Origin of the sequence: Metapseudomonas phytobenefica (assembly GCF_043392685.1) — a bacterium.
Taxonomy (GTDB): domain Bacteria; phylum Pseudomonadota; class Gammaproteobacteria; order Pseudomonadales; family Pseudomonadaceae; genus Metapseudomonas.
The window spans coordinates 98,656-120,377 of the sequence record NZ_JBHZGM010000008.1 but is presented as its reverse complement, the minus strand read 5'-3'; the positions used below and the strand labels follow the sequence as shown (position 1 = coordinate 120,377).

Annotated in this window: 26 protein-coding genes; 7 read left to right on the top strand and 19 right to left on the bottom strand. The window is 66.5% G+C overall.

What is annotated here, in order from left to right:
- Positions 1–47 precede the first annotated feature (47 nt).
- The 3 genes from ACFW0B_RS09530 to ACFW0B_RS09520 all read left to right on the top strand — a co-directional run bounded on the left by ACFW0B_RS09530 (position 48) and on the right by ACFW0B_RS09520 (position 2,094).
- A complete protein-coding gene (locus ACFW0B_RS09530) occupies positions 48–800 on the top strand; it encodes an AraC family transcriptional regulator (protein WP_449147665.1) in 753 nt (250 codons plus the stop codon).
- A gap of 83 nt (positions 801–883) precedes the next feature.
- Positions 884–1,219 carry a tRNA-binding protein gene (locus ACFW0B_RS09525; protein WP_449147664.1) on the top strand — a complete coding sequence of 112 codons (336 nt, stop codon included), beginning with the start codon at positions 884–886 and terminating at the stop codon, positions 1,217–1,219.
- Positions 1,216–2,094, top strand: coding sequence for a DMT family transporter (locus ACFW0B_RS09520; protein ID WP_449147663.1), 879 nt, complete (start codon positions 1,216–1,218; stop codon positions 2,092–2,094). Before ACFW0B_RS09525 ends, ACFW0B_RS09520 begins: the two co-directional genes overlap by 4 nt.
- A 3-nt stretch (positions 2,095–2,097) precedes the next feature.
- Here ACFW0B_RS09520 and ACFW0B_RS09515 read toward each other — a convergent pair whose 3' ends face one another.
- Positions 2,098–2,382, bottom strand: coding sequence for an Rdx family protein (locus tag ACFW0B_RS09515; protein WP_069084742.1), 285 nt, complete (start codon positions 2,380–2,382; stop codon positions 2,098–2,100).
- A gap of 71 nt (positions 2,383–2,453) precedes the next feature.
- Here ACFW0B_RS09515 and ACFW0B_RS09510 point away from each other — a divergent pair, with 71 nt between their 5' ends.
- Positions 2,454–4,634, top strand: a complete 2,181-nt coding sequence (locus tag ACFW0B_RS09510) for a patatin-like phospholipase family protein (protein ID WP_449147662.1) — start codon at positions 2,454–2,456, stop codon at positions 4,632–4,634.
- A 280-nt stretch (positions 4,635–4,914) separates the two neighbouring features.
- Positions 4,915–5,913 (top strand): sulfate ABC transporter substrate-binding protein, encoded by a 999-nt coding sequence (locus ACFW0B_RS09505; protein ID WP_449147661.1) that lies wholly within the window; start codon positions 4,915–4,917, stop codon positions 5,911–5,913.
- Between the two features lie 139 nt (positions 5,914–6,052).
- Here the strand turns inward: ACFW0B_RS09505 and ACFW0B_RS09500 are convergent, their stop codons facing one another.
- The 10 genes from ACFW0B_RS09500 to ccmA all read right to left on the bottom strand — a co-directional run bounded on the left by ACFW0B_RS09500 (position 6,053) and on the right by ccmA (position 13,466).
- Positions 6,053–6,499: a hypothetical protein gene (locus ACFW0B_RS09500; protein ID WP_449147660.1), complete on the bottom strand. Its 447-nt coding sequence runs from the start codon at positions 6,497–6,499 to the stop codon at positions 6,053–6,055.
- Positions 6,496–7,707 carry a c-type cytochrome biogenesis protein CcmI gene (gene ccmI / locus ACFW0B_RS09495; protein ID WP_449147659.1) on the bottom strand — a complete coding sequence of 404 codons (1,212 nt, stop codon included), beginning with the start codon at positions 7,705–7,707 and terminating at the stop codon, positions 6,496–6,498. Before ccmI ends, ACFW0B_RS09500 begins: the two co-directional genes overlap by 4 nt.
- Positions 7,704–8,192, bottom strand: coding sequence for a cytochrome c-type biogenesis protein (locus ACFW0B_RS09490; RefSeq protein WP_449147658.1), 489 nt, complete (start codon positions 8,190–8,192; stop codon positions 7,704–7,706). The genes ccmI and ACFW0B_RS09490 overlap by 4 nt, the downstream gene beginning before the upstream one ends.
- On the bottom strand, positions 8,189–8,725 hold the full coding sequence (locus tag ACFW0B_RS09485) for a DsbE family thiol:disulfide interchange protein (RefSeq protein ID WP_449147657.1): 537 nt from the start codon (positions 8,723–8,725) through the stop codon (positions 8,189–8,191). Before ACFW0B_RS09485 ends, ACFW0B_RS09490 begins: the two co-directional genes overlap by 4 nt.
- Positions 8,722–10,695, bottom strand: coding sequence for a heme lyase CcmF/NrfE family subunit (locus ACFW0B_RS09480; RefSeq protein WP_449147656.1), 1,974 nt, complete (start codon positions 10,693–10,695; stop codon positions 8,722–8,724). The genes ACFW0B_RS09485 and ACFW0B_RS09480 overlap by 4 nt, the downstream gene beginning before the upstream one ends.
- A 4-nt stretch (positions 10,696–10,699) precedes the next feature.
- Entirely contained in the window at positions 10,700–11,146 is a 447-nt protein-coding gene (ccmE, locus tag ACFW0B_RS09475; RefSeq protein WP_449147655.1) for a cytochrome c maturation protein CcmE, read from the bottom strand.
- Positions 11,143–11,319, bottom strand: a complete 177-nt coding sequence (gene ccmD, locus ACFW0B_RS09470) for a heme exporter protein CcmD (RefSeq protein ID WP_449147654.1) — start codon at positions 11,317–11,319, stop codon at positions 11,143–11,145. Before ccmD ends, ccmE begins: the two co-directional genes overlap by 4 nt.
- Entirely contained in the window at positions 11,319–12,071 is a 753-nt protein-coding gene (locus tag ACFW0B_RS09465; RefSeq protein ID WP_449147653.1) for a heme ABC transporter permease, read from the bottom strand. The genes ccmD and ACFW0B_RS09465 overlap by 1 nt, the downstream gene beginning before the upstream one ends.
- 73 nt (positions 12,072–12,144) lie before the next feature.
- On the bottom strand, positions 12,145–12,816 hold the full coding sequence (ccmB, locus tag ACFW0B_RS09460) for a heme exporter protein CcmB (RefSeq protein ID WP_028626578.1): 672 nt from the start codon (positions 12,814–12,816) through the stop codon (positions 12,145–12,147).
- Positions 12,813–13,466 carry a cytochrome c biogenesis heme-transporting ATPase CcmA gene (gene ccmA, locus ACFW0B_RS09455; protein WP_449147720.1) on the bottom strand — a complete coding sequence of 218 codons (654 nt, stop codon included), beginning with the start codon at positions 13,464–13,466 and terminating at the stop codon, positions 12,813–12,815. Before ccmA ends, ccmB begins: the two co-directional genes overlap by 4 nt.
- Before the next feature lie 134 nt (positions 13,467–13,600).
- Here ccmA and fliK point away from each other — a divergent pair, with 134 nt between their 5' ends.
- Positions 13,601–15,139: a flagellar hook-length control protein FliK gene (gene fliK, locus ACFW0B_RS09450; protein WP_449147652.1), complete on the top strand. Its 1,539-nt coding sequence runs from the start codon at positions 13,601–13,603 to the stop codon at positions 15,137–15,139.
- A gap of 58 nt (positions 15,140–15,197) precedes the next feature.
- Complete coding sequence (locus tag ACFW0B_RS09445; protein WP_449147651.1) at positions 15,198–15,527, top strand: EscU/YscU/HrcU family type III secretion system export apparatus switch protein; 330 nt, start codon at positions 15,198–15,200, stop codon at positions 15,525–15,527.
- Here the strand turns inward: ACFW0B_RS09445 and ACFW0B_RS09440 are convergent.
- The 8 genes from ACFW0B_RS09440 to ACFW0B_RS09405 form a co-directional block, all read right to left on the bottom strand.
- Positions 15,508–15,945 carry a rhodanese-like domain-containing protein gene (locus ACFW0B_RS09440; protein ID WP_449147650.1) on the bottom strand — a complete coding sequence of 146 codons (438 nt, stop codon included), beginning with the start codon at positions 15,943–15,945 and terminating at the stop codon, positions 15,508–15,510. The two genes, ACFW0B_RS09445 and ACFW0B_RS09440, sit on opposite strands and share 20 nt — an antisense overlap.
- A gap of 241 nt (positions 15,946–16,186) precedes the next feature.
- Positions 16,187–16,597 carry a DUF2802 domain-containing protein gene (locus ACFW0B_RS09435; protein WP_449147649.1) on the bottom strand — a complete coding sequence of 137 codons (411 nt, stop codon included), beginning with the start codon at positions 16,595–16,597 and terminating at the stop codon, positions 16,187–16,189.
- Between the two features lies 1 nt (position 16,598).
- Positions 16,599–17,078 carry a chemotaxis protein CheW gene (locus ACFW0B_RS09430; RefSeq protein WP_449147648.1) on the bottom strand — a complete coding sequence of 160 codons (480 nt, stop codon included), beginning with the start codon at positions 17,076–17,078 and terminating at the stop codon, positions 16,599–16,601.
- Between the two features lie 94 nt (positions 17,079–17,172).
- Entirely contained in the window at positions 17,173–18,027 is an 855-nt protein-coding gene (locus tag ACFW0B_RS09425; RefSeq protein ID WP_449147647.1) for a CheW domain-containing protein, read from the bottom strand.
- 87 nt (positions 18,028–18,114) lie between these two features.
- Complete coding sequence (locus ACFW0B_RS09420; RefSeq protein WP_449147646.1) at positions 18,115–18,903, bottom strand: ParA family protein; 789 nt, start codon at positions 18,901–18,903, stop codon at positions 18,115–18,117.
- A 5-nt stretch (positions 18,904–18,908) separates the two neighbouring features.
- Positions 18,909–19,841, bottom strand: a complete 933-nt coding sequence (gene motD, locus ACFW0B_RS09415; protein WP_449147645.1) for a flagellar motor protein MotD — start codon at positions 19,839–19,841, stop codon at positions 18,909–18,911.
- A gap of 10 nt (positions 19,842–19,851) precedes the next feature.
- Complete coding sequence (locus ACFW0B_RS09410; protein ID WP_449147644.1) at positions 19,852–20,592, bottom strand: flagellar motor protein; 741 nt, start codon at positions 20,590–20,592, stop codon at positions 19,852–19,854.
- A 16-nt stretch (positions 20,593–20,608) separates the two neighbouring features.
- Positions 20,609–21,721 (bottom strand): protein-glutamate methylesterase/protein-glutamine glutaminase, encoded by a 1,113-nt coding sequence (locus tag ACFW0B_RS09405; protein ID WP_449147643.1) that lies wholly within the window; start codon positions 21,719–21,721, stop codon positions 20,609–20,611.
- Between the last annotated feature and the right edge of the window lies 1 nt (position 21,722).

The window sequence follows — 21,722 nt, the reverse complement described above, 5'->3', positions numbered from 1 at the left end:
AGCCCGCCGCCGGGAGTAGAATGGCCGCCTGCCCCGAGGTGAGCGCCATGCATTCGATCCTGTCCCTGCGCCAGTACAACCACGACCTGCTGGTCCACAGCCACAGCCACGCCCAGTTGGTGTTCGGCCTGAGCGGCAGCCTGGACTTCGAAGTGGACGGCCGTGGCGCACGGGTGGAACGGCAGACCCTGGCGGTGGTGCCGCCGGACGCGCAGCACGCCTGCGGCAGCCCCGGCGGGAGCCTCTGCCTGGTGGTGGACGTGCCCGACGACGACTGGCTGCGACTCACCCTGGGCCGGCATTTCGACGCCGGCCGGCGCCTGCTCGAACGCCCCGGTGCGCTGAACCTGAACCCGGCGCAAAGCCAGCTGGTGAGCTGGATCGCCAACAGCCCCCTGGCCGACGAGGTGATCGCCGGGCAGTCCGCCGGACTGCTGCTGGCCAGCCTCGCCGCCCCGGGCTCCCAGGTGGAGAACAGTGGCGCCCTGCCCCTCGCGGCACTGGACGCCCACATCGACCAGCACGCCGCCCGCCCCCTGCAGGTGGCCGACCTGGCGCGCCTTAGCGGCCTTTCGGTGGCGCGCTTCCACGCCCGTTTCCTGGCTGAAACCGGGCAGACGCCCATGGACTACGTGCGTGCCCGGCGCCTGCGGCTCGGCCGCCAGTTGCTGCTGGAAAGCCGCCTGGCCGTGGGCGAGATCGCCGCCAGAGTCGGCTACAGCTCCCAGAGCGCCTTCACCGCTGCCCTTTCCCGCGAGTTCGGCATCACCCCGCGCGCCCTGCGCAATGGCCGCGAGTAACGCGACAAAGCCCGCGAGCCTGGCGACAGACACGACGCTTCGTCCTCACTAGACTGGTGCCGTTCGTTTTCAGGGAGAACCTTATGTCCACCATCGAATGGGACGACTTCGCGCGCGTCGAACTGCGTGTCGGCACCATCCTTTCCGCCGCCCCCAATACCAAGGCGATCAAGCCCGCCTATGTGCTGGAAGTGGACCTCGGCGAACTCGGCGTGAAAACCTCCAGCGCGCAGATCACCGCCCACTACCAGGCCGACGACCTGGTCGGCCGCCAGGTGCTGTGCGTGTGCAACTTCGCTCCCAAGCGCATCGCCGGCATCCGCTCCGAAGTGCTGGTCACCGGGGCCCATGACGACGAAAACAAGGTAGTGCTGGCCAGCTTCGACAAGCCGCTGCCCAACGGAGCGCGCCTGGCATGAAGGAGCGCAACGCACTGCTGGCGATCCACCTGGGCGCCCTGCTGTTCGGGCTTTCGGGCATCTTCGGCAAGCTCGCCAATACCGCACCGATGATCATCACCTTCGGTCGCGGGCTGTTCGCGGTCATCGCCCTGGCGCTCTTCGCCCAGTTCATCGCCCGTGGCCGCAGCGCCAACCCCAACCTGCGCCAGCTGGCCATGCTCGGCCTCGGCGGTCTGCTGCTGGGAGCACACTGGATCACCTTTTTCCACGCAGTCCAGGTGGCGGGCGTGGCCATCGCCACCCTCGGCTTTGCCAGCTTCCCCGCCTTCACCCTGCTGCTGGAGGGTCTGCTGTTCCGCGAACGCATCCGCACCCAGGAAATCCTGATCGTCGCCCTGGTCAGCTGCGGCCTGGTGCTGGTGACGCCCAGCTTCGACTGGGGCAGCGAGGCCACCCAGGGCCTGCTGTCGGCCGTCCTTTCGGGGCTCCTGTTTTCCCTGCTGTCGCTGCTCAACCGCGTCAGCGTGAAAGGTATGGACCCGGTGAAGGCCGCGCTCTGCCAGAACCTCACCATCGTGCTCTGCCTGATGCCGTTCAGCTGGCCGCAGCTGCACGAGGTGAAAGCCATGGACTGGCTGTGGATCGCCCTGCTCGGGGTGTTCTGCACCGGCCTTGCCCACAGCCTGTTCGTAGCCAGCCTGAAGGTACTGAAGGCACGCACCACGGCGGTGATCTTCGCCCTGGAACCGGTCTACGGCATCGCCTTCGCCTGGTGGCTGTTCGACGAGCAACCCGGCCTGCGCATGCTGGCCGGCGGCGCGCTGATCATCTTCGCCATCGCCCTGTCGGCACGCAAAGGCGCGGCTGTGGAGGCGAAACCCGCAACAGCCTGAGGATCAGGAACGGTCGTTGTGGCCAAGGTCCCGCGCCGGGTCGATCTGGTCGCGGACCCGCTGCTTGAGCACCTTGGCCTCGGGGAATCCGCCATCGGCCTTGCGCTCCCAGATCTGCACGCCATCGCAGGTGATGCGGAACACCCCGCCAGTGCCCGGCTCCAGACTCACCTTGCCAAGGTCGTCGCTGAAGGTGCTGAGCAGCTCCTGGGCCAGCCAGGCGGCGCGCAGCAGCCACTGGCACTGGGTGCAATAGGTGATGACGATTTCGGGTTTGCTGGCTGACATGTCTGGCTCGACGACGGATTGGGCGCCCTATAATAGCCGGCTTCAGCTTTTCGCCTGACCAGGGATGCGTTATGCGCCGCCTTCTGCTTTGCCTGCTGTTCCTCCCCCTCCTCTGCTTCGCGCAACCCGAACCCCGCATCGGCCTGGTGCTGTCCGGCGGCGCCGCACGCGGCCTGGCCCATATCGGGGTGCTCAAGGCGCTGGAGGAACAGGGCATCAGGGTCGACGCCATTGCCGGCACCAGCATGGGCGCGGTGATCGGCGGGCTCTACGCGGCCGGCTACAAGGTGGACGAACTGGAGAAGATCGCCATCCACATGGACTGGCAGCAGGCGCTCTCCGACAGCCCGCCACGGCAGGAGATCCCCTTCCGCCGCAAACAGGACGACCGGGATTTCCTGGTCAAGCAACGCCTTAGCTTTCGCGACGACGGCAGCCTGGGCCTGCCGCTGGGCGTGATCCAGGGGCAGAACCTCGCCCTGCTGCTGGAAAGCCTGCTGGTGCATACCAGCGACACCCGCGACTTCGACAAGCTGGCCATTCCCTTCCGCGCGGTGGCCACCGACATCGCCACCGGCGAAAAGGTGGTGTTCCAGAAGGGCCACCTGCCCCAGGCGATCCGCGCCAGCATGTCGATTCCCGCCGTGTTCGCACCGGTGGAAGTCAATGGCCGCCTGCTGGTGGACGGCGGCATGGTGGACAACATTCCGGTGGACGTGGCGCGTGAGATGGGCGTCGACCGGGTGATCGTGGTCGATATCGGCACCCCCCTGCGCTCGCGCAAGGAACTGACCACTGTGGTGGACGTGCTCAACCAGTCGGTCACCCTGATGACCCGCACCAATTCCGAAGCCCAGCTGGCCACCCTCAAGACCACCGATGTGCTGATCCAGCCGCCACTCGCCGGTTACGGCGCCACCGACTTCGGCCACTCCCGCGAGATGATCGACGCCGGTTATCGCGCCGCGCAGATTCTCGCGCCTCGCCTGGCAGAGCTGCGCCCGCTGTCCGACAGCCGCGCGCAGATCCTGGACAGTGCGCGCCTGCCCAGCGAGCGCACGCCGGTGATCCGCAGCATTCTCATCGAGAATGACTCGAAGATCAGCGACGCGGTCATCCGCCGCTACATCCGCCAGCCGCTGGGTGCACCGCTGGACCTGGAGCGCCTGCAGAGCGACATGAGCACGCTCTACGGCCTGGACTACTTCGAGCAGGTGCATTACCGCGTGGTTCGCCGCAAGGACGGCAATGCCCTGGTGATCAACGCCCGGGGCAAGCGCGCCGGCACCGACTACCTGCGCCTGGGCCTGAACCTCTCCGACGACATGCGCGGCGACAGCGCCTTCAACCTGGGCGCCAGCTACCGCAAGAACGGCATCAACGAACTGGGCGCCGAATGGCTGACGCGCCTGCAACTGGGTGACCATCAGGAGCTCTACAGCGAGTTCTACCAGCCCCTGGATGCCGGCTCACGCTACTTCGTCGCCCCCTACCTGTTCGGCGAAGCGCAGAACATCGAGGCCATCCTCGACAACGACCCCATCGCCGAATACCGCCTGGAACGCTACGGCTACGGCCTCAACCTCGGTCGGCAGATCGCCAACAACGGCGAAATCCGCTTCGGCGTCGGCCAGGCCTGGGGCTCGGCCGACGTGCGGGTGGGCGAACGCGACCTGCCCAGCTTCGACTTCTCCGAGGGCTACTACGAGCTGAAATACTCCTTCGACACCCTGGACAACGTCGACTACCCCCATGAGGGCGAGGACATCGGCCTCAGCCTGCGCCAGTACGATCCGGGCCTGGGCTCGGACGAGCGCTACCGGCAGTGGCAGCTGAGCCTGGACAAGGCCTTGAGTTCGGGGCCGGACACCTTCGTCCTCGGCGGCCGCTATGGGCGCACCATCGACGATGCCGAGGTGGTCACCTCGAGCTTCCTGCTGGGCGGCGCACGCCTGCTTTCGGGCTTCCGCCAGGACTCCATCAGCGGCCAGAACATCAGCCTGGCGCGGGCGGTCTACTACCGCCGCCTGACCCCTCGTTCATTCCTGCCCCTGGATTTGCCGGTGTACCTCGGCGGCAGCCTGGAACGCGGCCGCGCCTGGAACAACGACGACAGCTTCGACAGTGGCTACATCAATGCCGCCAGCATCTTCATCAGCTTCGATACGCCCCTGGGGCCACTGGACTTCAGCTACGGCCTGAACGACGAAGCCGAGCGCGCACTCTACCTCAACCTGGGCCGCGTCTTCTGACGCGGACTCGCTCCGCACATCGTTGGGCCTCGTTCCTCGGACCAACCTACAGGAAGGCACGAACCGCTTGCGTAGGTTGGGTAGAGCCTGCGAAACCCAACGTTGCGGACTCGCTCCGTGGCGGCGTGTCCGATGGCGCGGGATGTTGGGCTTCACATAGCTCAGCCACAACGAGAGCTGGCGGTTCAAAACGGAAATAACGAAATGAATTTTAGGTATTAAAAGGACATATGCCATTCCGTTATAGTCGGGCGCTCACACTGCCCAGAAGGAACGCCCTGTGAAACGACTGTTCTCCGCCTCCCTCCTCGCCGCCGGCCTCGCCCTGGCCAGCGCCGCCCAGGCCGCGCCGACGCTGCTCAATGTCTCCTACGACGTGATGCGTGACTTCTACAAGGACTACAACGCCGCCTTCCAGAAGCACTGGAAAGCAGAGAAAGGCGAGAACATCACCCTGCAGATGTCCCATGGTGGTTCCAGCAAACAGGCCCGCGCGGTGATCGACGGCCTGCCCGCCGATGTCATCACCATGAACCAGGCCACCGACATCAACGCCCTGGCCGACAACGGAGGCCTGGTGCCGCAGGACTGGGCGACCCGCCTGCCCAACAACAGCGCCCCTTTCACCTCCGCCACCGTGTTCATCGTGCGCAAGGGCAACCCCAAGGGCCTGAAGGACTGGCCGGACCTGCTCAAGGACGGCGTGCAGGTGGTGGTGCCGAACCCCAAGACGTCCGGTAACGGCCGCTATACCTATCTCTCCGCCTGGGGCTATGTGCTGAAGAACGGCGGTGACGAGAACAAGGCCAAGGAATTCGTCGGCAAGCTGTTCAAGCAGGCGCCGGTGCTGGATACCGGTGGCCGTGCCGCTACCACCACCTTCATCCAGAACCAGATCGGCGACGTGCTGGTGACCTTCGAGAACGAAGCCGAAATGATCGCCCGCGAATTCGGCCGCGGCGGTTTCGAAGTGGTCTACCCCAGCGTTTCCGCCGAAGCCGAACCACCCGTGGCCGTGGTCGACAAGGTCGTGGACAAGAAAGGCACCCGCGCTGCCGCCGAGGCCTACCTCAAGTACCTGTGGAGCGACGAGGGCCAGACCATCGCCGCCAACAACTACCTGCGCCCGCGCAATCCAGAAATCCTCGCCAAGTTCGCCGACCGCTTCCCCAAGGTTGAATTCCTCTCCGTGGAGAAGACCTTCGGCGACTGGCGCGACGTCCAGAAGACCCACTTCAACGACGGTGGCATCTTCGACCAGATCTACACCGCGCAGTAATCCCTTCCCGACCTGCCCGCATCAGCGGGCAGGTTTCCATCCCAGGCTTTTCACTACATCCCTGCCCCCAGTGCCTCCACCAGGGCCTGGTGGAATTCATCCGCGAAGCGGGCCGCCGGCCCGCTTCGTCATGGATGCGTCAATGGAAGCGGCGTCCCAGGCCGGCGGGAACGCCGCTGGCATCGGTGGGCTGCCAGGGTCCCTGGGGACCGTTGGAATAGCTCCAGCCATTGTCCCAGCGGTAGTAGACGCGCTCGCGGTAGAAGACATTGCGCCGGCCTTCGAGCACGTAGACGCCGAGGCCGGTATCCCAATAGCAGTTGCCACCTGGCGGCGGCGCGAAGCGCGGGTGGGCCTTCATACGCGGCGCCTGCTTTGGCGGCTGCGGCTGGACCGGCGGCATCGGGCGGTTCTGCGGTGGCGGGGTATGGACCGCTGGCGGCTTGCGGGAGGGTTCCCAGTCGGGTTCGCCGGGTTCCTGGTACGGACCCTGACCGGCGCAGCCGGCCAGGGTCAGGAGGAGGCAGATCAAGGGCAGGCCGAAGCGGGTGCTCGGCGCTGCCGGGAGTGCGGTGTGGGCGGTCATTTCTTGTCCGGGCTGTCGATGGTCAGTCGTTGGGTATCCGACGAACCAGTAGACAGCGGCGAACTGCTTCCTATCCATTCACCTGCGGTCGCGTTGCCACTACGGGAGATCCGGGCGACCAGCTGCACCTGCGGGAAGTTGGAGAGCTTGAGCTGGGGCATCATGGCGTCCGCGTCGCTCAGGCTGACTTCCACCGGCAGGTCGGCGACGGTCATGCGCTTGACCGCCAGCGGCATGGGTGGGCCGGAGGTGGCGCGGGCGAAGATGAACACGCTGTCGCCGGGCTGCACCTTGTCCTTCAGTTCCGCGGCCAGGTCCACGCGAACCTTGAGCTCGGCACCGGCCGGCGCAGGAGCGGCCTTGGGTTCTTCGACTGCGACGCCGCTTTCCTTGAGCTTCTCGCGGGCCTTGTCGATGCCGCCCTGCAGGGCGCCACGGGAAGGATCCTCGACCGGCAGCTGGCCGATCAGGCGCTCCCAGTAGGTGATCGCGTCCTGGTAGCGGCCATCCTCGAAGCCGGCGATGCCCAGCAGGCCAAGGCTGGTGATCTCGTTGGGATCGGCCTTCAGCGCTTCCTCGGTGAGGGCCTTGACCTCGGGAGTCAGTTTCTTCTCGCTGGCGAAGTACAGCGCCTGGGCCCACTGGCCCAGCAGCTCAGGCTCGCGGCCACCACGCTTGACCGCCTGTTCGTAGGCGCGGGCGGCATCGGCGGCGCGATCCTGGGCCATGTAGGTACGGCCGAGGAAGTACCAGCCTTCGGCGGACTCCGGCTGGGCCTCAACCACACGTTCGAGGCGCGCGGTCATTTCCTCGATGCTGCGCGGTTGCTCGCGCAGTTCGCGGGCCAGTTCCACCTTGTCGCTGGCGCCCCAGTGCAGGTACAGGCCGAAGCCCAGCAGCGGCACGATGATCGCGGCCAGCAGCGGCAGGGTCTTGCCCAGGCGCGCGGTACGGCCATTGCCAGCGCCCTCGGTGTCGGCCAGCAGCTCACGGGCGGCCTCGGCGCGGCCGGCCTCGAACTGTTCAGCAGTGAGGGTGCCAGCGGCGCGCTGGGATTCCAGCTCGTCCAGGCGCTCCTGGTACAGGGCGACGTTGAGGGAAGTGCGGTCTTCCTCGGTCTGGGCCTTGCGGCCGCGCAGCACGGGAATCAGCAGGAAGGCCAGGGCGACCAGCAGGAGCAGGCCGGCGGCGAGCCAGAAATCGATCATGAGTCTTTCTTGTCCTGGTTCTCGGAATTGAGCAGCGCGTCGAGACGCGCCTGCTCATCGGCGGAAAGCAGTACCTGGGCCGGACTGTTCTCGACCCGGCGACGGCGCACGACGATGATGCCCAGCACTACCAGGCCGCCCACCAGCAGGCCCGCGGGGCCATACCAGAGCAACAGGGTGCGGGCGTTGACCGGCGGCTTGTAGCGCACGAAATCGCCATAGCGGGCCACCAGGAAGTCGACGATCTCGTCGTTGCTCTTGCCCTCTTCCAGCATGCGGAAGATTTCCCGGCGCAAGTCGGTGGCAATCGGCGCGTTGGAGTCGGCAATGTTCTGGTTCTGGCACTTCGGGCAGCGCAGTTCCTCGGTCAGGACGCGGAAACGCTCGCGCTCGGCCTCGTCCTTGAACTGGTAGGTATCGATGGCGGCCCGGGCGATGCCGGTCAGGGCCAGGCCCAGGACGGCGGCGGCAAGGAGGCGCTTCATTTGTCCTCCCCGTCCACCAGCGACTGGTACAGCGGCGCCAGCTGCTCGCGCCAGACAGTGTCGTCGATCACACCAACGAACTTGTGGCGGATGATGCCGTCCTTGTCGATCAGGAAGGTTTCCGGGGCGCCATAGACGCCGAGGTTCAGGCCGAGACTGCCCTGTTCGTCGCGGATGTCCAGCTGGTAGGGGTTGTGGAACTCCTTCAGCCATTTCAGCGCGGCGGCGTTGTCGTCCTTGTAGTTGACGCCGTAGATGGTCACGCCCATCTGCGACAGCTTGTTCAGCACCGGATGTTCGACACGGCAGGACACGCACCAGGTGCCCCAGACGTTGACCAGCGCCGGTTTGCCCTTGATGTCGGCTTCGGTGAGCGTGCGGTCGCCGCTGACGCTGGGCAGCGAGAAGGCCGGGAACGGCTTGCCGATCAGCGCCGAGGGCAACTCGGCCGGATCGAGGAACAGCCCGCGATAGAGGAACACCGCGATGGCGAGGAAGCCCACCAGGGGCAGGACCAGGATCAGACGTTTCATGCTTGGGCTCCAGCCATGCCCAGCGCCTCGCGGACGCGGGTCTTAACCTTCACCCGGTAGCGCCGGTCGAAGGCCGCCAGCAGGCCGCCGAAGCCCATCAGCAGGCCACCCAGCCAGATCCAGCGGACGAAGGGTTTCACGTGTACACGTACCGCCCAGGCGCCATTGTCCAGCGGCTCGCCAAGGGCGACGTAGAGGTCGCGGGTGAAGCCAGCGTCGATGCCGGCCTCGGTCATCACCGACTGCTGCACGGTGTAGAGGCGCTTTTCCGGGTGCAGCACGGAAATCTGCTTGTCGCCGTCGAAGACGATCACCGTGCCCTTGTCGGAGGTGAAGTTCGGGCCTTCGTGGTGCAGCGCGCCTTCGAAGAGGAAGCGGTAGCCGCCCAGTTCGACCGACTCGCCCGGCGCCAGGCGCAGGTCACGCTCGGCGCTGTACTGGCTGGAAAGCACCACACCCAGGGCGCAGACAGCGATACCGGCGTGGGCCAGCTGCATGCCCCAGTAGCTGCGGGTCAGGCCAGCGGCGCCCTTGAGCATGCCCTTGTGGCGGGTCTTGTCGATGAAGTCGCGGACACCGGCCAGCACCACCCAGGCGGACAGCGCGCCGACGGCCAGCACCGCCCAGTGGAAGTCGCCGAAGAGAACAGTGGCCAGGCCGCCAAGCAGCAGGCTGCCGATCAGCACCGGGCCGAGCATGCCCAGCAGCCACTTCAGCGGGGTGTCCTTCCAGCGCACCAGCACGCCGACGGCCAGGGCCAGCATGAGCACGGCCATCAGCGGCAGGAACAGGGCGTTGAAGTACGGCGGGCCGACCGACAGCTTGGCGCCGGAGAGGGCATCCAGCACCAGCGGGTAGAGGGTGCCCAGCAGGATCATCGAGGCCGCCACCACCAGCACCAGGTTGTTCACCAGCAGCAGGGTCTCGCGGGACCAGAGGGCGAAGCCCACCTGGCTCTTGACCACCGGGGCACGTACGGCGAACAGCGTCAGCGAGCCACCCACCACCAGCAGCAGGAAGGCCAGGATGAACACGCCGCGCTCCGGATCGGAAGCGAAGGCGTGCACCGAGGTCAGCACCCCGGAACGCACCAGGAAGGTACCCAGCAGGCTCAGGGAGAAGGCCGCGATGGCCAGCAGCACGGTCCAGCTCTTGAACACGCCGCGCTTTTCGGTGACCGCCAGGGAATGGATCAGCGCGGTGCCGACCAGCCAGGGCATGAAGGAGGCGTTTTCCACCGGGTCCCAGAACCACCAGCCGCCCCAGCCCAGTTCGTAGTAGGCCCACCACGAGCCGAGCACGATGCCGACGCTGAGGAAGGCCCAGGCGATGATGGTCCACGGCCGCGACCAGCGCGCCCAGGCGGCGTCGAGGCGGCCGCCGAGCAGTGCGGCGATGGCGAAGGCGAAGGCCACCGAGAAGCCCACGTAGCCCATGTAGAGCATCGGCGGGTGGACGATCAGGCCGAAGTCCTGCAGCAGCGGGTTGAGGTCGTTACCGTCGGCCGGCATGTTCGGCAGCAGGCGGTTGAACGGGTTGGAGGTGATGATCAGGAACAGCAGGAAGCCGATGCTGATCATGCCCATCACGGCCAGCACGCGGGCCAGCATCACTTCCGGCAGCTGCCGGGAGAAGATCGACACGGCGAAGGTCCAGCCGCCGAGAATCAGCGCCCAGAGCAGCAGCGACCCCTCATGGGCCCCCCACACGGCGCTGAACTTGTAGTACCAGGGCAGCGCACTGTTGGAGTTGCTGGCGACGTAGGCGACGGAGAAGTCGTCCACCATGAAGGCGTAGGTCAGGCAGCCGAAGGCGAAGGCCAGGAAGGCGAACTGCCCCCAGGCGGCCGGCTGGGCCAGGCTCATCCACTGGCGATCACCGCGCCAGGCGCCGATCAGCGGCAGGGTCGCCTGCACGGCGGCCATGCACAAGGCAAGGATCAGGGCCAGGTGGCCGAGTTCGGGAATCATCGAATCAACCCTCTTTATTGGGGAGCTGGCCGCTTTCCTTGAGGGCCTTGGTGACTTCCGGCGGCATGTAGTTCTCGTCGTGCTTGGCCAGCACTTCGTCAGCCACCAGCACGCCATCGCCATTGAGCTTGCCGAGGGCGACGATGCCCTGCCCTTCGCGGAACAGGTCGGGAAGGATGCCGTGATAACGAATGGTCACGCGCTTGGCGAAGTCGGTCACCACGAACTGCACGTCCAGGGAATCACCGCTACGCTGCACCGAGCCCTCCTCCACCATGCCGCCGGCGCGGATGCGGGTGTCCTGGGGGGCTTCGCCGTTGGCGATCTGGGTGGGGGTGTAGAACAGGTTGATGTTCTGCTGCAACGCCGACAGCGCCAGCGCCACCGCGACTCCCACGCCGGCCAGGATGGCCAGGATGATGTACAGGCGCTTCTTGCGAACCGGATTCACTTCGACTCCTCCCGGCGCAAACGGCGCGCCTCGTCTTGCAGGTAACGGCGCCGCGCGATCAGCGGCATGGCGACGTTGATGGCCAGGACCAGCAGGCTGATGCCATAGGCGGTCCAGACATACAGGCCATGGTTGCCCATGGCGAGAAATTCGGTGAAGGAAGAAAAACTCATCAGACCCTACCCACTTGTGCCTGAATCTCGGCCTTGGCCCAGCTGGCGCGGGACTCGCGCCTGAGCACTTCCAGGCGCATGCGCATCAGCGTCACGGCGCCGAAGAAGCAGTAGAAGCCGAGCACCATGATCAGCAGCGGTACCCACATTTCCGGCGGCATGGCCGGCTTCTCGGTGATCTTGAAGGTGGCCGGCTGGTGCAGGGTGTTCCACCACTCCACCGAGTACTTGATGATCGGGATGTTGATCACGCCGACGATGGCCAGCACCGCACAGGCCTTGGCGGCGCTGTCACGATTGCTGATCGCCTGGCCCAGGGCAATCACACCGAAGTACAGGAAAAGCAGGATGAGCATCGACGTCAGTCGGGCATCCCACACCCACCAGGCGCCCCAGGTCGGCTTGCCCCAGATGGCGCCGGTGACCAGCGCCACGAAGGTCATCCAGGCGCCGATGGGCGCGGCAGCCTGCAGCGCGACGTCGGCCAGCTTCATCTTCCACACCAGCCCGACCACGCCGCACACCGCCAGCATGACGTAGCAGGACTGGGCGAGGAACGCCGCGGGCACGTGGATATAGATGATGCGGAAGCTGTTGCCCTGCTGGTAGTCCGGCGGCGCGAAGGCCAGGCCCCAGACCAGGCCAACGGCGATCAGGATCACCGCGCCCCAGGCGAGCCAGGGCAGCCAGCGGCCGCTGATCTCGTAGAACCATTTAGGCGACCCGAGCTTGTGGAACCACGTCCAGTTCATCGGGACCACCTGCTCGGCGCTTGGGCCTGTTCGGACATCGGCAGCTTTCTCATGGTCAGGCAACTCTTGTTTCTTATTCGCCGACGCTGATGGTCAGGCCGGCGGCTATGGCAAAGGGTGTCAGGGTCACCGCCAGGGCGGTGAGGCTCGCCAGCCACAACAGGTGGCCGACGGTAGGCAGTCCTTGCAGGGCCGCCTGCAACGCCCCGCTGCCGAGAATCAGCACCGGGATGTACAGCGGCAGGATCAGCAGTGCCAGCAGCAGGCCACCCCGCTTGAGCCCCACGGTCAGCGCGGCGCCCACGGCGCCCAGTAGGCTCAACACCGGGGTACCGAGCAGCAGCGAGAGCAGCAGCACCGGCAGGCAGCGCGCAGGCAGGCCGAGCATCAGCGCCAGCAGCGGCGCCAGCAGCACGAGGGCCAATCCGGAAAAGAGCCAGTGTGCCAGCACCTTGGCCAGGACCAGAAGCGGCAGGGGGTGCGGCGAAACGACCCACTGTTCGAGGGAACCGTCCTCGAAATCACTGCGGAAAAGCCCGTCCAGCGAGAGCAGCACCGCCAACAGGGCTGCCACCCAGACCAGGCCGGGAGAAAGGCTTTGCAACAATTGCGTCTCGGGACCGACGGCCAGCGGGAACAATGCAACCACTATGGCGAAGAACACCAGCGGGTTGGCCAATTCCGCCGGACGGCGTACCAGCAGGCGTGCTTCGCGGGCGACCAGCAGGGTGAAGACGTTACTCATGCGCGGCGTTGCCCCAGATCAAGTTCGCGATAACCGGCGGGCACCTGTCCCATGCTGTGGTGGGTGGTGAAGACCACCAGGCCACCCTGCTCACAATGCGCCGCAAGATGCGCCTCGAGCTGGGCGACGCCCTGCTTGTCCAGGGCAGTGAAGGGTTCGTCGAGAATCCACAGGGGCGGCGCGTCCAGGTACAGGCGTGCCAGGGCGACGCGGCGCTGCTGGCCGGCAGACAGGGTGTGGCAGGGCACGTCTTCAAAACCGCGCAGGCCCACGGCCTCCAGCGCCCGCCAGATGGCGTCGCGCTCGGCGGGCTGGTGCAGGGCGCAGAGCCAGCGCAGGTTTTCCTCCGGGGTCAGCAAGCCCTTGATGCCGGCGGCATGGCCGACCCACAGGAGATTGCGCGCCAGCTCGCTGCGCTGGCTGGCCAGCGGCTTGCCATTCAGGCGGACTTCCCCGGCGGTGGGCTGCATCAGACCGCAGAGCAGGCGCAGCAGGCTGGTCTTGCCGCTGCCGTTGGGCCCGGCGACCTGGAGCATCTCGCCCCGGGCCAGTTGCAGGTCCAGCCGCTCGAACAGCAGACGCCAGTCCCGCTCGCAGGCGAGGGCCACGGTCTCGAGATAGGGACTGGTCACGACATGGGTACCCGGGATGCATTCAAGTCAGGGAGGTGCCGGCCGCTATACTGGGGAACTCCAGGGTTCGTGGCCGGCCCGGACGGGGCCGCATTATACATGCCAACCCCCAGCCCCGAAGCGAGCTTTTTCGACAGGTTGTAACCCCTTTCATGACCGAAATCAGCGGTACGCGCCCTCTCCCTCCGACCCAGCCCGCCGTCCGTCCCGCGCAGAACCCCGCGGACATGGCGCTCAAGCTGCTGCAGCCGCTGGACGGCCTGCTGTCTGCCGGAGAAAGCGCCGACGCCGAAGTCATCGCGCTGAAGGAAACGGCGCAGAGCTTCCAGGTCCTGCTCAAGCTGACCCTGGGCAACGGCAGCCAGGCCACCCTGGAAGCCAGCAGCACGCGCCCTCTGGTCCAGGGCAGCCTGCTCAACGTCACCGCCCTGTCCGATTCCCGCCTGAGCATCGCCCTCAGGGGCGGCGAGCGCGCCCTGGGCAGCCTCGACCTCGACCTGCTGCCGGTAGGCACCCTGCTCCAGGGCAAGGTGGTATCCAGCGAACTGGCCACCCAGGGCAAGGCCCAGGCGGCGGTCTACAAGGTGCTGGTCAATCTGCTCAATACCCCGCTGGCCGGTAGCCAGCTGAATATCGAGAGCCCCCGTCCGCTGGCCATCGGCAGTCTGCTCAGCGCCCAGGTGCAGGGCAGCCGGATGCTGCAGTTCCTACCCCTGGCGGCCCAGCTCGACCGGCTCGAACTCACCCAGCAACTGGCCGGACAGCAGAACCGCCAGGGTTCCCTCGATGCCCTGCTCGGTGCCTTGCAGTCCACCGGCCGCGAGAACCTGCCGGAGAGCCTGCGCGCCGCCATGGACAAGCTGCTCGGCGCCCTCCCCGACATCCGCCAGCTCGGCGATCCCAAGGCCCTGGCCGCCGCCCTGGAGAACAGCGGCGCGCTGCTGGAATCGCGCCTGCTGGCCGGCCAGGCCGGCGCCCTGCCCCTGGACTTCAAGGCCAACCTGCTGCGCCTGATCGCCCAGCTGCTGCCGGCCCTGCCGACACCCACCAGCCTGCCCGGCACCGGCACCAGCAACGCCATGGCCCAGGCCCTGCCGGCCTTCATCCGCAATGCCCTGGGCGCCCTCGGCCAGGCCAATGCACGCCAGCAGGCACTCAGCTTCCCCCTGCCCTCGCGCCTGGCGCAGACGGCCGAAGAAGAAGGCGACCTGGAAACCCTGCTCAAGCTGGCCGCCGCCGCCGTCTCCCGGCTGCAGACCCACCAGCTCTCCAGCCTGGCCCAGACGCACGTGACGCCCGAAGGCAACCTGCTGACCACTTGGCAGCTGGAAGTGCCGATGCGCAATCAACAGGAGATCGTGCCGCTGCAGATCAAGTTGCAGCAGGAGCAGGATGGCAAGCAGGAAAAGAACGAGCGCAAGGAAAGCCTCTGGCGCATCGAACTGGCCTTCGACCTGGAACCGCTGGGGCCGCTGCAGGTCCAGGCGCAACTGGTCCAGGGCTGCCTGTCCAGCCAGCTCTGGGCGGAGCGCGCCGACACTGCAGGCCTGATCGACCGCGAACTGCCGAACCTGCGCGACCGCCTGCTGGCGGCCGGCCTTGCCGTCGGCGAACTGGCCTGCAGCCAGGGCAGACCACCGCGCGGGCAGCGCACGTCACTGGAACAACGCTGGGTGGACGAAACCGCATGATTCCCACCCCCTTGCAGGCGTTCAGCCTTGTCGGCTGCGCATTTGAGAGAGCGCCGCAATGAGTAGGAAGCCCCTTCAGGCCATCGCCCTGTCCTACGACGGCGCCAGCGCCCCCAGCCTGACCGCCAAGGGTGACGACGAACTGGCTGAAGCCATCCTCGCCATCGCCCGCGAGTACGAAGTGCCCATCTACGAAAACGCCGAACTGGTGCGCCTGCTGGCGCGGCTGGAACTGGGTGACGCGATTCCCGAAGCGCTCTACCGCACCATCGCGGAAATCATCGCCTTCGCCTGGTACCTCAAGGGCAAGTGCCCGGCCGGCTTCGACCCGGATGCCGAGCGCGACGTCTCCCCGGCCGCGCCACAGCTCACGGGGCCGTGCGATTGAACACCAGCCGCTCGCCCTCCACACCCTTGCCTTGCGGGAAGTCCAGCAACTGCCAGGCGAAATAGCCTTCGCGGAAGTAGAACACCTGCCGATAGCCCCAGCTCACGGCCAGCTTCACCGCATGGGCGCCGTGGGGGCAGACCTCGCTGTCGCAATAGATCACCAGCGGCATCTCCCGCGGCCAATGCGGCTGGGCCAGGTCGTTGAAGCGGCCAAGCAGGTCAAAGTGCAGGGCACCGTGGATATGGCCCCAAGTCCATTCGCGGGTAGGCCGCACGTCGATGAAAACCACCCCGCGCTCATACAGGTAACGTGCCTGCAGCACGTTCACCGTCATTGCGCCCTCTACTTCCATGGGGGCCTCCTGGGCTTGCAGGCAAGACACCAGGCAGAAGAACAGGATCGGAAGTAGACGCATCGCCGGACCTCCCCGGAGAGAAGCCCCGGAATTTCAGCTTAGGCCAGTCCGCATGCCCGGACGCGGCGCATCCGGGGTGACCCGACGACAGGCTAAGAACACTCCGCGCTAAACCACTTCCGGACAACTCCGAAATGGCTGGAACGGCTCGCCGAGCAGTTTCCGGAGGCGCTGGAGGTCCGGGTGATCCAGGCATTGATGGCGCCGCGGGAATGGGCGCCTGGACGGGGCCGGGGATGGCTCAGCCGCGATCCTTGCGGGACTGGTGCAGCCTGCTCACCAGTTCGGCTTCGGCCTGGGTCAGGCCGCAGGATTGGGTGAGGTCGTCGACGCTGGCGCCGAGCCCCACCAGGCGTGCGGCCTGGGAGAAGGAAAGGTTGCCGGGGTCGCGCTGCTCGAGCTGGCTCAGCTTGTCCGGCAGGGGCGCGACCACGCGGCGTAGTTCGTGGAGTTCCTCGCCCATGCGCACGCTGCCTTCCAGGTAGGTCTCCAGGCGACGCCCCAGCTCCTTGAGCTTCTGGTCACGCTCCGCATCGCGCGCGGCCTGCGCCTCGACCTCCTGGCGCAAGCGCTGGGCCAGGCGGTGGCAGGTCAGGCCCAGAACCCCGCAGGCCAGGGCGAGGGCCACCGCGAGCAGTGCAATCCAGATCAACTCAGATGCTCTCCAGCTCGGACCACTCTTCCTCGCTCATCATCTTCTCCAGCTCGACGAGGATCAGCAGTTCGCCGTTCTTGTTGCAGACGCCCTGGATGAACTTGGCGGACTCTTCGTTGCCGACGTTGGGCGCGGTCTCGATCTCGGACTGGCGCAGGTAGACCACCTCGGCGACGCTGTCGACCAGGATGCCCACCACCTGCTTGTCGGCCTCGATGATGACGATGCGGGTGTTATCGGTGACCGGCGCCGGGCCGAGGCCGAAGCGCTGGCGGGTGTCGATCACGGTCACCACGTTGCCGCGCAGGTTGATGATGCCGAGCACGTAGCTCGGCGCCCCCGGCACCGGCGCGATCTCGGTGTAGCGCAGGACTTCCTGCACCTGCATCACATTGATGCCGTAGGTTTCGTTGTCCAGGCGGAAAGTCACCCATTGCAGGATGGGATCTTCGGCACCTTGAGCGGACGATTTCTTCATGTTCCCTAGCCTCTCTTGAGCCACCCTGGGCGGCGTTCGCGGGTTGACCCGCTGTCATGTTCATGGGGTCCCGCAGCCTGCAGGACCTCTCCCCTCAATTCAGCGACATGCGCTTGACCGCGCCGCTGGCGATCAGCTCGGCCAGGGCCGAGACATCCAGCAGCGCGCACATGTGTTCGATCACGGTACCGGCCAGCCAGGGCCTGTGGCTACGCTGGCTGCGCCATTTGATTTCACTCGGGTCCAGGCGGATGGAGCGGCTGACCTGATGCACCGCCAGTCCCCACTCGTAGCCCTGCACCGAAATGACGTACTGCAGGCCTTCGCGGAAGTCGTCGCGATAGCGCTCGGGCATCACCCAGCGCGCGGTATCGAGCACCTTCAGGTTGCCCGCCTGGCACGGCAGTATGCCGAGGAACCAGTCGGGCTGCCCGAAGAGCGGCGTCAGTTCCTGGCCGGCCAGGGCGTAGATGGACCCGAGCGACACCAGGGGCACGGCCAGGGTCAGGCCGGCGACATCGAACAGCAGGCACTCGAAGGGCTCCTCGCCCCAGGCCGGACGGCCCCCGGCGACGAGCAGCGGCACATTGGCCTGTGATGCGTTGGAAACGCCGAGCTCCACCAGCGGCTCGACGCGCGCCAGCACCGGCGGCGCCTCGGGTTCGTCCATGACCGGCGTCGGGAACTCGGGCTCCAGCACCAGCAGCGGTTCCACTTCCGGTTCGGCGGCCAGCACAGGCTCGGGCGGCGGCTCGGGCGCCAGCAGGGGCGCCTCGGCCAGCACGCGGGTCAGGCGAGCATCACGAACCTGCTCCTCCAGCACCGCGGCTTCGAATTCTTCCCGGCTGATGCTTTCGGACAATTCGACCGACGCCTCGTGCAACAGTGCATCCAGGTACGACTGCAGGGCCAGTTGCGGGCGGGTGGCGGTGGCGACGGGACGACTCATGTTGGAAACCCACGGGATTGATCTGTAGAGCCTATCGGCAGGCGGCATCCTTCACTTGAGCCGCGGCGATCGACGACACGCGCCATCTCAGGCCACCTGGGCAGCCAGCTGCTGGCTGAGCAGATGCTTGAGCAGGGCGCGGTAGGCGATCACGCCACGGCTGTTGGCATCGTACTGGGACGGCGTGACGCCGGCGCGGCTGGCATCCCGCAGGCGGGTGTCCACCGGGATGTAGGCCTGCCAGAGGTTCTCCGGGTAGTTGTTGCGCAGCACCTTGAGGGTGCTGAGCGAGGCCTGGGTGCGGCGGTCGAACAGGGTCGGCACTATGGTGTAGGGCAGCGCCTGCTTGCGCGAGCGGTTGACCATGCCCAGGGTGCTGACCATGCGCTCCAGGCCCTTCACCGCGAGGAATTCGGTCTGTACCGGGATCACCAGCTGCTGGCTGGCCGCCAGCGCGTTGACCATGAGCACGCCGAGCAATGGCGGGCTGTCGATGATGGCGTGGTCGAACTGCTGCCAGAGCTGCGCCAGGCTCTTGGCGATCACCAGGCCGAGGCCGTTCTGCCCCGGCGACTGGCGCTCCAGGGTGGCCAGCGCGGTGCTGGAGGGCAGCAGGGAAATGCGTTCGTGGCTGGTCTGCAGCAGCAGTTCGCGCGGCAGGCCATCGGGCACCCCGCCCTGATGCAGGAACAGGTCGAAGCAGCTGTGCTCCAGGGTGTCCGGGTCATGCCCGAAATAGCTGGTCATCGACCCGTGGGGGTCGAGGTCGACCACCACGACGCGCTTGCCGGCATCGGCCAGCAGGCCCGCGAGGGCGATGGATGTGGTGGTCTTGCCGACTCCACCTTTTTGGTTGGCTACTGCCCAGACTCTCATCTTCTTCATCCTCCCGGCTGCGCGGCTGCACCGAGACTCTTCGCCGGCCCCTGGTGGGCCGGTGACGGGGAATTGACGGCACCCGTTACCGGGGCCTGTGCTGGCGCTGCTGGTGCAGGTTGCGTGCCAGCCCTCTTCAACGCGGCATCCGGTTTCGCATGGGCACTGCCGACACCGCTCACGCTGCGGCGCACATCGAGGTTGCGGGAAATCACCAGCACCACACGGCGGTTGCGCGCGCGCCCTTCGGCGGTGGCGTTGTCCGCTACCGGCTGGAACTCGCCGTAACCCACCGCTGCCAGGCGGCCCGGTGCCACGCCATCCATCGCCAGCATGCGCACGATGCTGGCGGCGCGGGCCGTGGACAACTCCCAGTTGGAGGGGAACTTCGAGGTGGCGATGGGCAGGTTGTCGGTGAAGCCTTCCACATGCACCGGGTTGTCGTAGGGCGCCAGAATCCTGGCGACCCTCTCGATCAGGCTGAATGCGGCGTCATCGGGAATGGCGTCGCCGCTGGGGAACAGCAGGCTGGAGTTCATTTCGATCTCCACCCAGAGTTCATTGCCGCGCACGTTCACCTGGTCGGAGTCGATCAGGTCGCCGAAGGCATCACGCATGCTCTGCGCGATCTCCTGCAGCGGATCGGCGCCCGGGTCGTCGATCGACGTCTGGGTGCGCTCGCTCTCCTCGGCCATGGAACGATCCGGCTCGGTGGTGCGAGGCTTCTCCTCGCCCACCGGGATCGGCTTGAGCGAGCGGTCCGGCTGGTTGAACACGCCCACCAGGGTTTCCGAGAGGATCTTGTACTTGCCTTCGTTGATCGAGGAGATGGAGTACATCACCACGAAGAAGGCGAACAGCAGGGTGATGAAATCCGCGTAGGACACCAGCCAGCGTTCGTGATTCTCGTGTTCTTCCTGATGCCGCCTGCGCGCCATGGCCTGCTCCTCAATCCATGAAGCCTTGCAGCTTGAGTTCGATGGAGCGCGGGTTCTCGCCTTCGGCGATGGACAGGATGCCCTCCAGCAGCATCTCGCGGTAACGCGACTGGCGCATGGCGATGGACTTGAGCTTGTTGCCGATGGGCAGCAGCAGCAGGTTGGCGAAACCGACGCCGTAGATGGTGGCGACGAAGGCCACGGCGATGCCGCCGCCGAGCTGGCTGGGATCGGCCAGGTTGCCCATGACGTGGATCAGCCCCATCACGGCGCCGATGATGCCGATGGTGGGCGCGTAGCCGCCCATGCTCTCGAACACCTTGGCGGCCGAAAGATCGCGGCCTTCCTGGGTGAAGAGGTCGACTTCGAGGATGCTGCGGATGGACTCCGGCTCGGCGCCATCCACCAGCAGTTGCAGGCCCTTGCGGGCGAAGGGATCGGGCTCGCCGTCCGCTACCGGTTCCAGGCCCAACAGGCCTTCCTTGCGCGCGGTCATGCTCCAGTTGACCACGCGGGTGATGCCGCCGGGGAGGTCCACCTGGGGCGGCAAGAGAATCCAGCGGATGATGCCCAGGGCGCGCTTGAAGACGCTCATCGGCGTCTGCAGGAATGCCGCGCCCAGGGTGCCGCCCAGGACGATCAGCGCCGCCGGCCCGTTGAGCAGGGCCGTGACGTGGCCGCCTTCGAGGTAGTTGCCGCCGATGATGGCGACGAAGGCCAGGATTACCCCGATGAGGCTCAGTACGTCCATTACCTGGGTTTCTCCATTACATGCAGGCCTCGACCAGGTGGCGACCGATGTCGTCCAGGCTATAGACGGCGTCGGCCAGGTTGGCCTTCACCACCGCCATGGGCATGCCGTAGATCACGCAGCTGGCCTCGTCCTGGGCCCAGACCTGGCTGCCGCCCTGCTTCAGCAGGCGCGCGCCTTCACGGCCGTCGGCGCCCATGCCGGTCAGCACCACTGCGAGGACCTTGTCGTTGTACGACTTGGCCGCCGAGCCGAAGGTGATGTCCACGCAGGGCTTGTAGTTGAGGCGCTCGTCGCCGGGCAGGATGCGGATCACGCCACGGGCGTCGACCATCATCTGCTTGCCGCCGGGCGCCAGCAGGGCCAGGCCCGGACGCAGCACGTCGCCGTCCTCGGCTTCCTTGACGGAAATCCGACAGAGCTTGTCCAGGCGCTCGGCGAAGGCCTTGGTGAAGGCCGCCGGCATGTGCTGGATCAGCACCAGCGGCGCCGGGAAATTGGCCGGCAGTTGCGTGAGCACGCGTTGCAGGGCAACCGGCCCGCCAGTGGAGGTGCCGATGGCTACCAGCCGGTAGGCCTTACGCTTTGGAGCGGCGGAGCTGGCCGGGGCCGCCGGTGCGGCAGGGCTTGGCTGGGTCGGGACCTGGGCCGGACGCACCGGGGCGCTGCTGGCCGGCGTCGGGCTCGGAAAGGCTGATTGCGCCGGGGCGCTGAAAGCACTGTAGCGGCGGTTGCTGCGGGCGATGCTGTGCACCTTCTCGCAGAGCAGTTGCTTGACCTTCTCGGGAGTGCGCGAGATGTCCTCGAAGTTCTTCGGCAGGAAGTCCACCGCACCGGCATCCAGGGCATCGAGGGTGACGCGGGCGCCTTCGTGGGTCAGCGAGGAGAACATCAGGACCGGCGTCGGGCAGCGCTGCATGATGTGCCGCACCGCGGTGATGCCATCCATCATCGGCATCTCGTAGTCCATGGTGATGACGTCGGGCTTGAGCGCCAGCGCCTGGTCAATGCCTTCACGGCCATTGGTGGCGGTACCCACCACCTGGATATTGGGGTCGGAAGAAAGGATTTCCGTGACACGGCGGCGGAAGAACCCGGAGTCATCCACCACCAGAACCTTGACTGCCATA

Bases quoted from the DNA above. Each gene is read 5' to 3' on its own strand.
- ACFW0B_RS09510 (WP_449147662.1), top strand. From the start codon at position 2,454: ATGCGCCGCCTTCTGCTTTGCCTGCTGTTCCTCCCCCTCCTCTGCTTC.
- ACFW0B_RS09520 (WP_449147663.1), top strand. From the start codon at position 1,216: ATGAAGGAGCGCAACGCACTGCTGGCGATCCACCTGGGCGCCCTGCTG.
- ACFW0B_RS09410 (WP_449147644.1), bottom strand. From the start codon at position 20,592: ATGGACGTACTGAGCCTCATCGGGGTAATCCTGGCCTTCGTCGCCATC.
- ACFW0B_RS09525 (WP_449147664.1), top strand. From the start codon at position 884: ATGTCCACCATCGAATGGGACGACTTCGCGCGCGTCGAACTGCGTGTC.
- ACFW0B_RS09500 (WP_449147660.1), bottom strand. From the start codon at position 6,499: ATGACCGCCCACACCGCACTCCCGGCAGCGCCGAGCACCCGCTTCGGC.
- ACFW0B_RS09405 (WP_449147643.1), bottom strand. From the start codon at position 21,721: ATGGCAGTCAAGGTTCTGGTGGTGGATGACTCCGGGTTCTTCCGCCGC.
- ccmD (WP_449147654.1), bottom strand. From the start codon at position 11,319: ATGAGTTTTTCTTCCTTCACCGAATTTCTCGCCATGGGCAACCATGGC.
- ACFW0B_RS09515 (WP_069084742.1), bottom strand. From the start codon at position 2,382: ATGTCAGCCAGCAAACCCGAAATCGTCATCACCTATTGCACCCAGTGC.
- ccmI (WP_449147659.1), bottom strand. From the start codon at position 7,707: ATGATCGATTTCTGGCTCGCCGCCGGCCTGCTCCTGCTGGTCGCCCTG.
- ACFW0B_RS09430 (WP_449147648.1), bottom strand. From the start codon at position 17,078: ATGAAGAAATCGTCCGCTCAAGGTGCCGAAGATCCCATCCTGCAATGG.
- ACFW0B_RS09465 (WP_449147653.1), bottom strand. From the start codon at position 12,071: ATGAACTGGACGTGGTTCCACAAGCTCGGGTCGCCTAAATGGTTCTAC.
- fliK (WP_449147652.1), top strand. From the start codon at position 13,601: ATGACCGAAATCAGCGGTACGCGCCCTCTCCCTCCGACCCAGCCCGCC.
- ccmB (WP_028626578.1), bottom strand. From the start codon at position 12,816: ATGAGTAACGTCTTCACCCTGCTGGTCGCCCGCGAAGCACGCCTGCTG.
- ACFW0B_RS09440 (WP_449147650.1), bottom strand. From the start codon at position 15,945: ATGCGTCTACTTCCGATCCTGTTCTTCTGCCTGGTGTCTTGCCTGCAA.
- ACFW0B_RS09530 (WP_449147665.1), top strand. From the start codon at position 48: ATGCATTCGATCCTGTCCCTGCGCCAGTACAACCACGACCTGCTGGTC.
- ACFW0B_RS09490 (WP_449147658.1), bottom strand. From the start codon at position 8,192: ATGAAGCGCCTCCTTGCCGCCGCCGTCCTGGGCCTGGCCCTGACCGGC.
- motD (WP_449147645.1), bottom strand. From the start codon at position 19,841: ATGGCGCGCAGGCGGCATCAGGAAGAACACGAGAATCACGAACGCTGG.
- ACFW0B_RS09485 (WP_449147657.1), bottom strand. From the start codon at position 8,725: ATGAAACGTCTGATCCTGGTCCTGCCCCTGGTGGGCTTCCTCGCCATC.
- ACFW0B_RS09480 (WP_449147656.1), bottom strand. From the start codon at position 10,695: ATGATTCCCGAACTCGGCCACCTGGCCCTGATCCTTGCCTTGTGCATG.
- ACFW0B_RS09420 (WP_449147646.1), bottom strand. From the start codon at position 18,903: ATGAGAGTCTGGGCAGTAGCCAACCAAAAAGGTGGAGTCGGCAAGACC.
- ACFW0B_RS09425 (WP_449147647.1), bottom strand. From the start codon at position 18,027: ATGAGTCGTCCCGTCGCCACCGCCACCCGCCCGCAACTGGCCCTGCAG.
- ACFW0B_RS09445 (WP_449147651.1), top strand. From the start codon at position 15,198: ATGAGTAGGAAGCCCCTTCAGGCCATCGCCCTGTCCTACGACGGCGCC.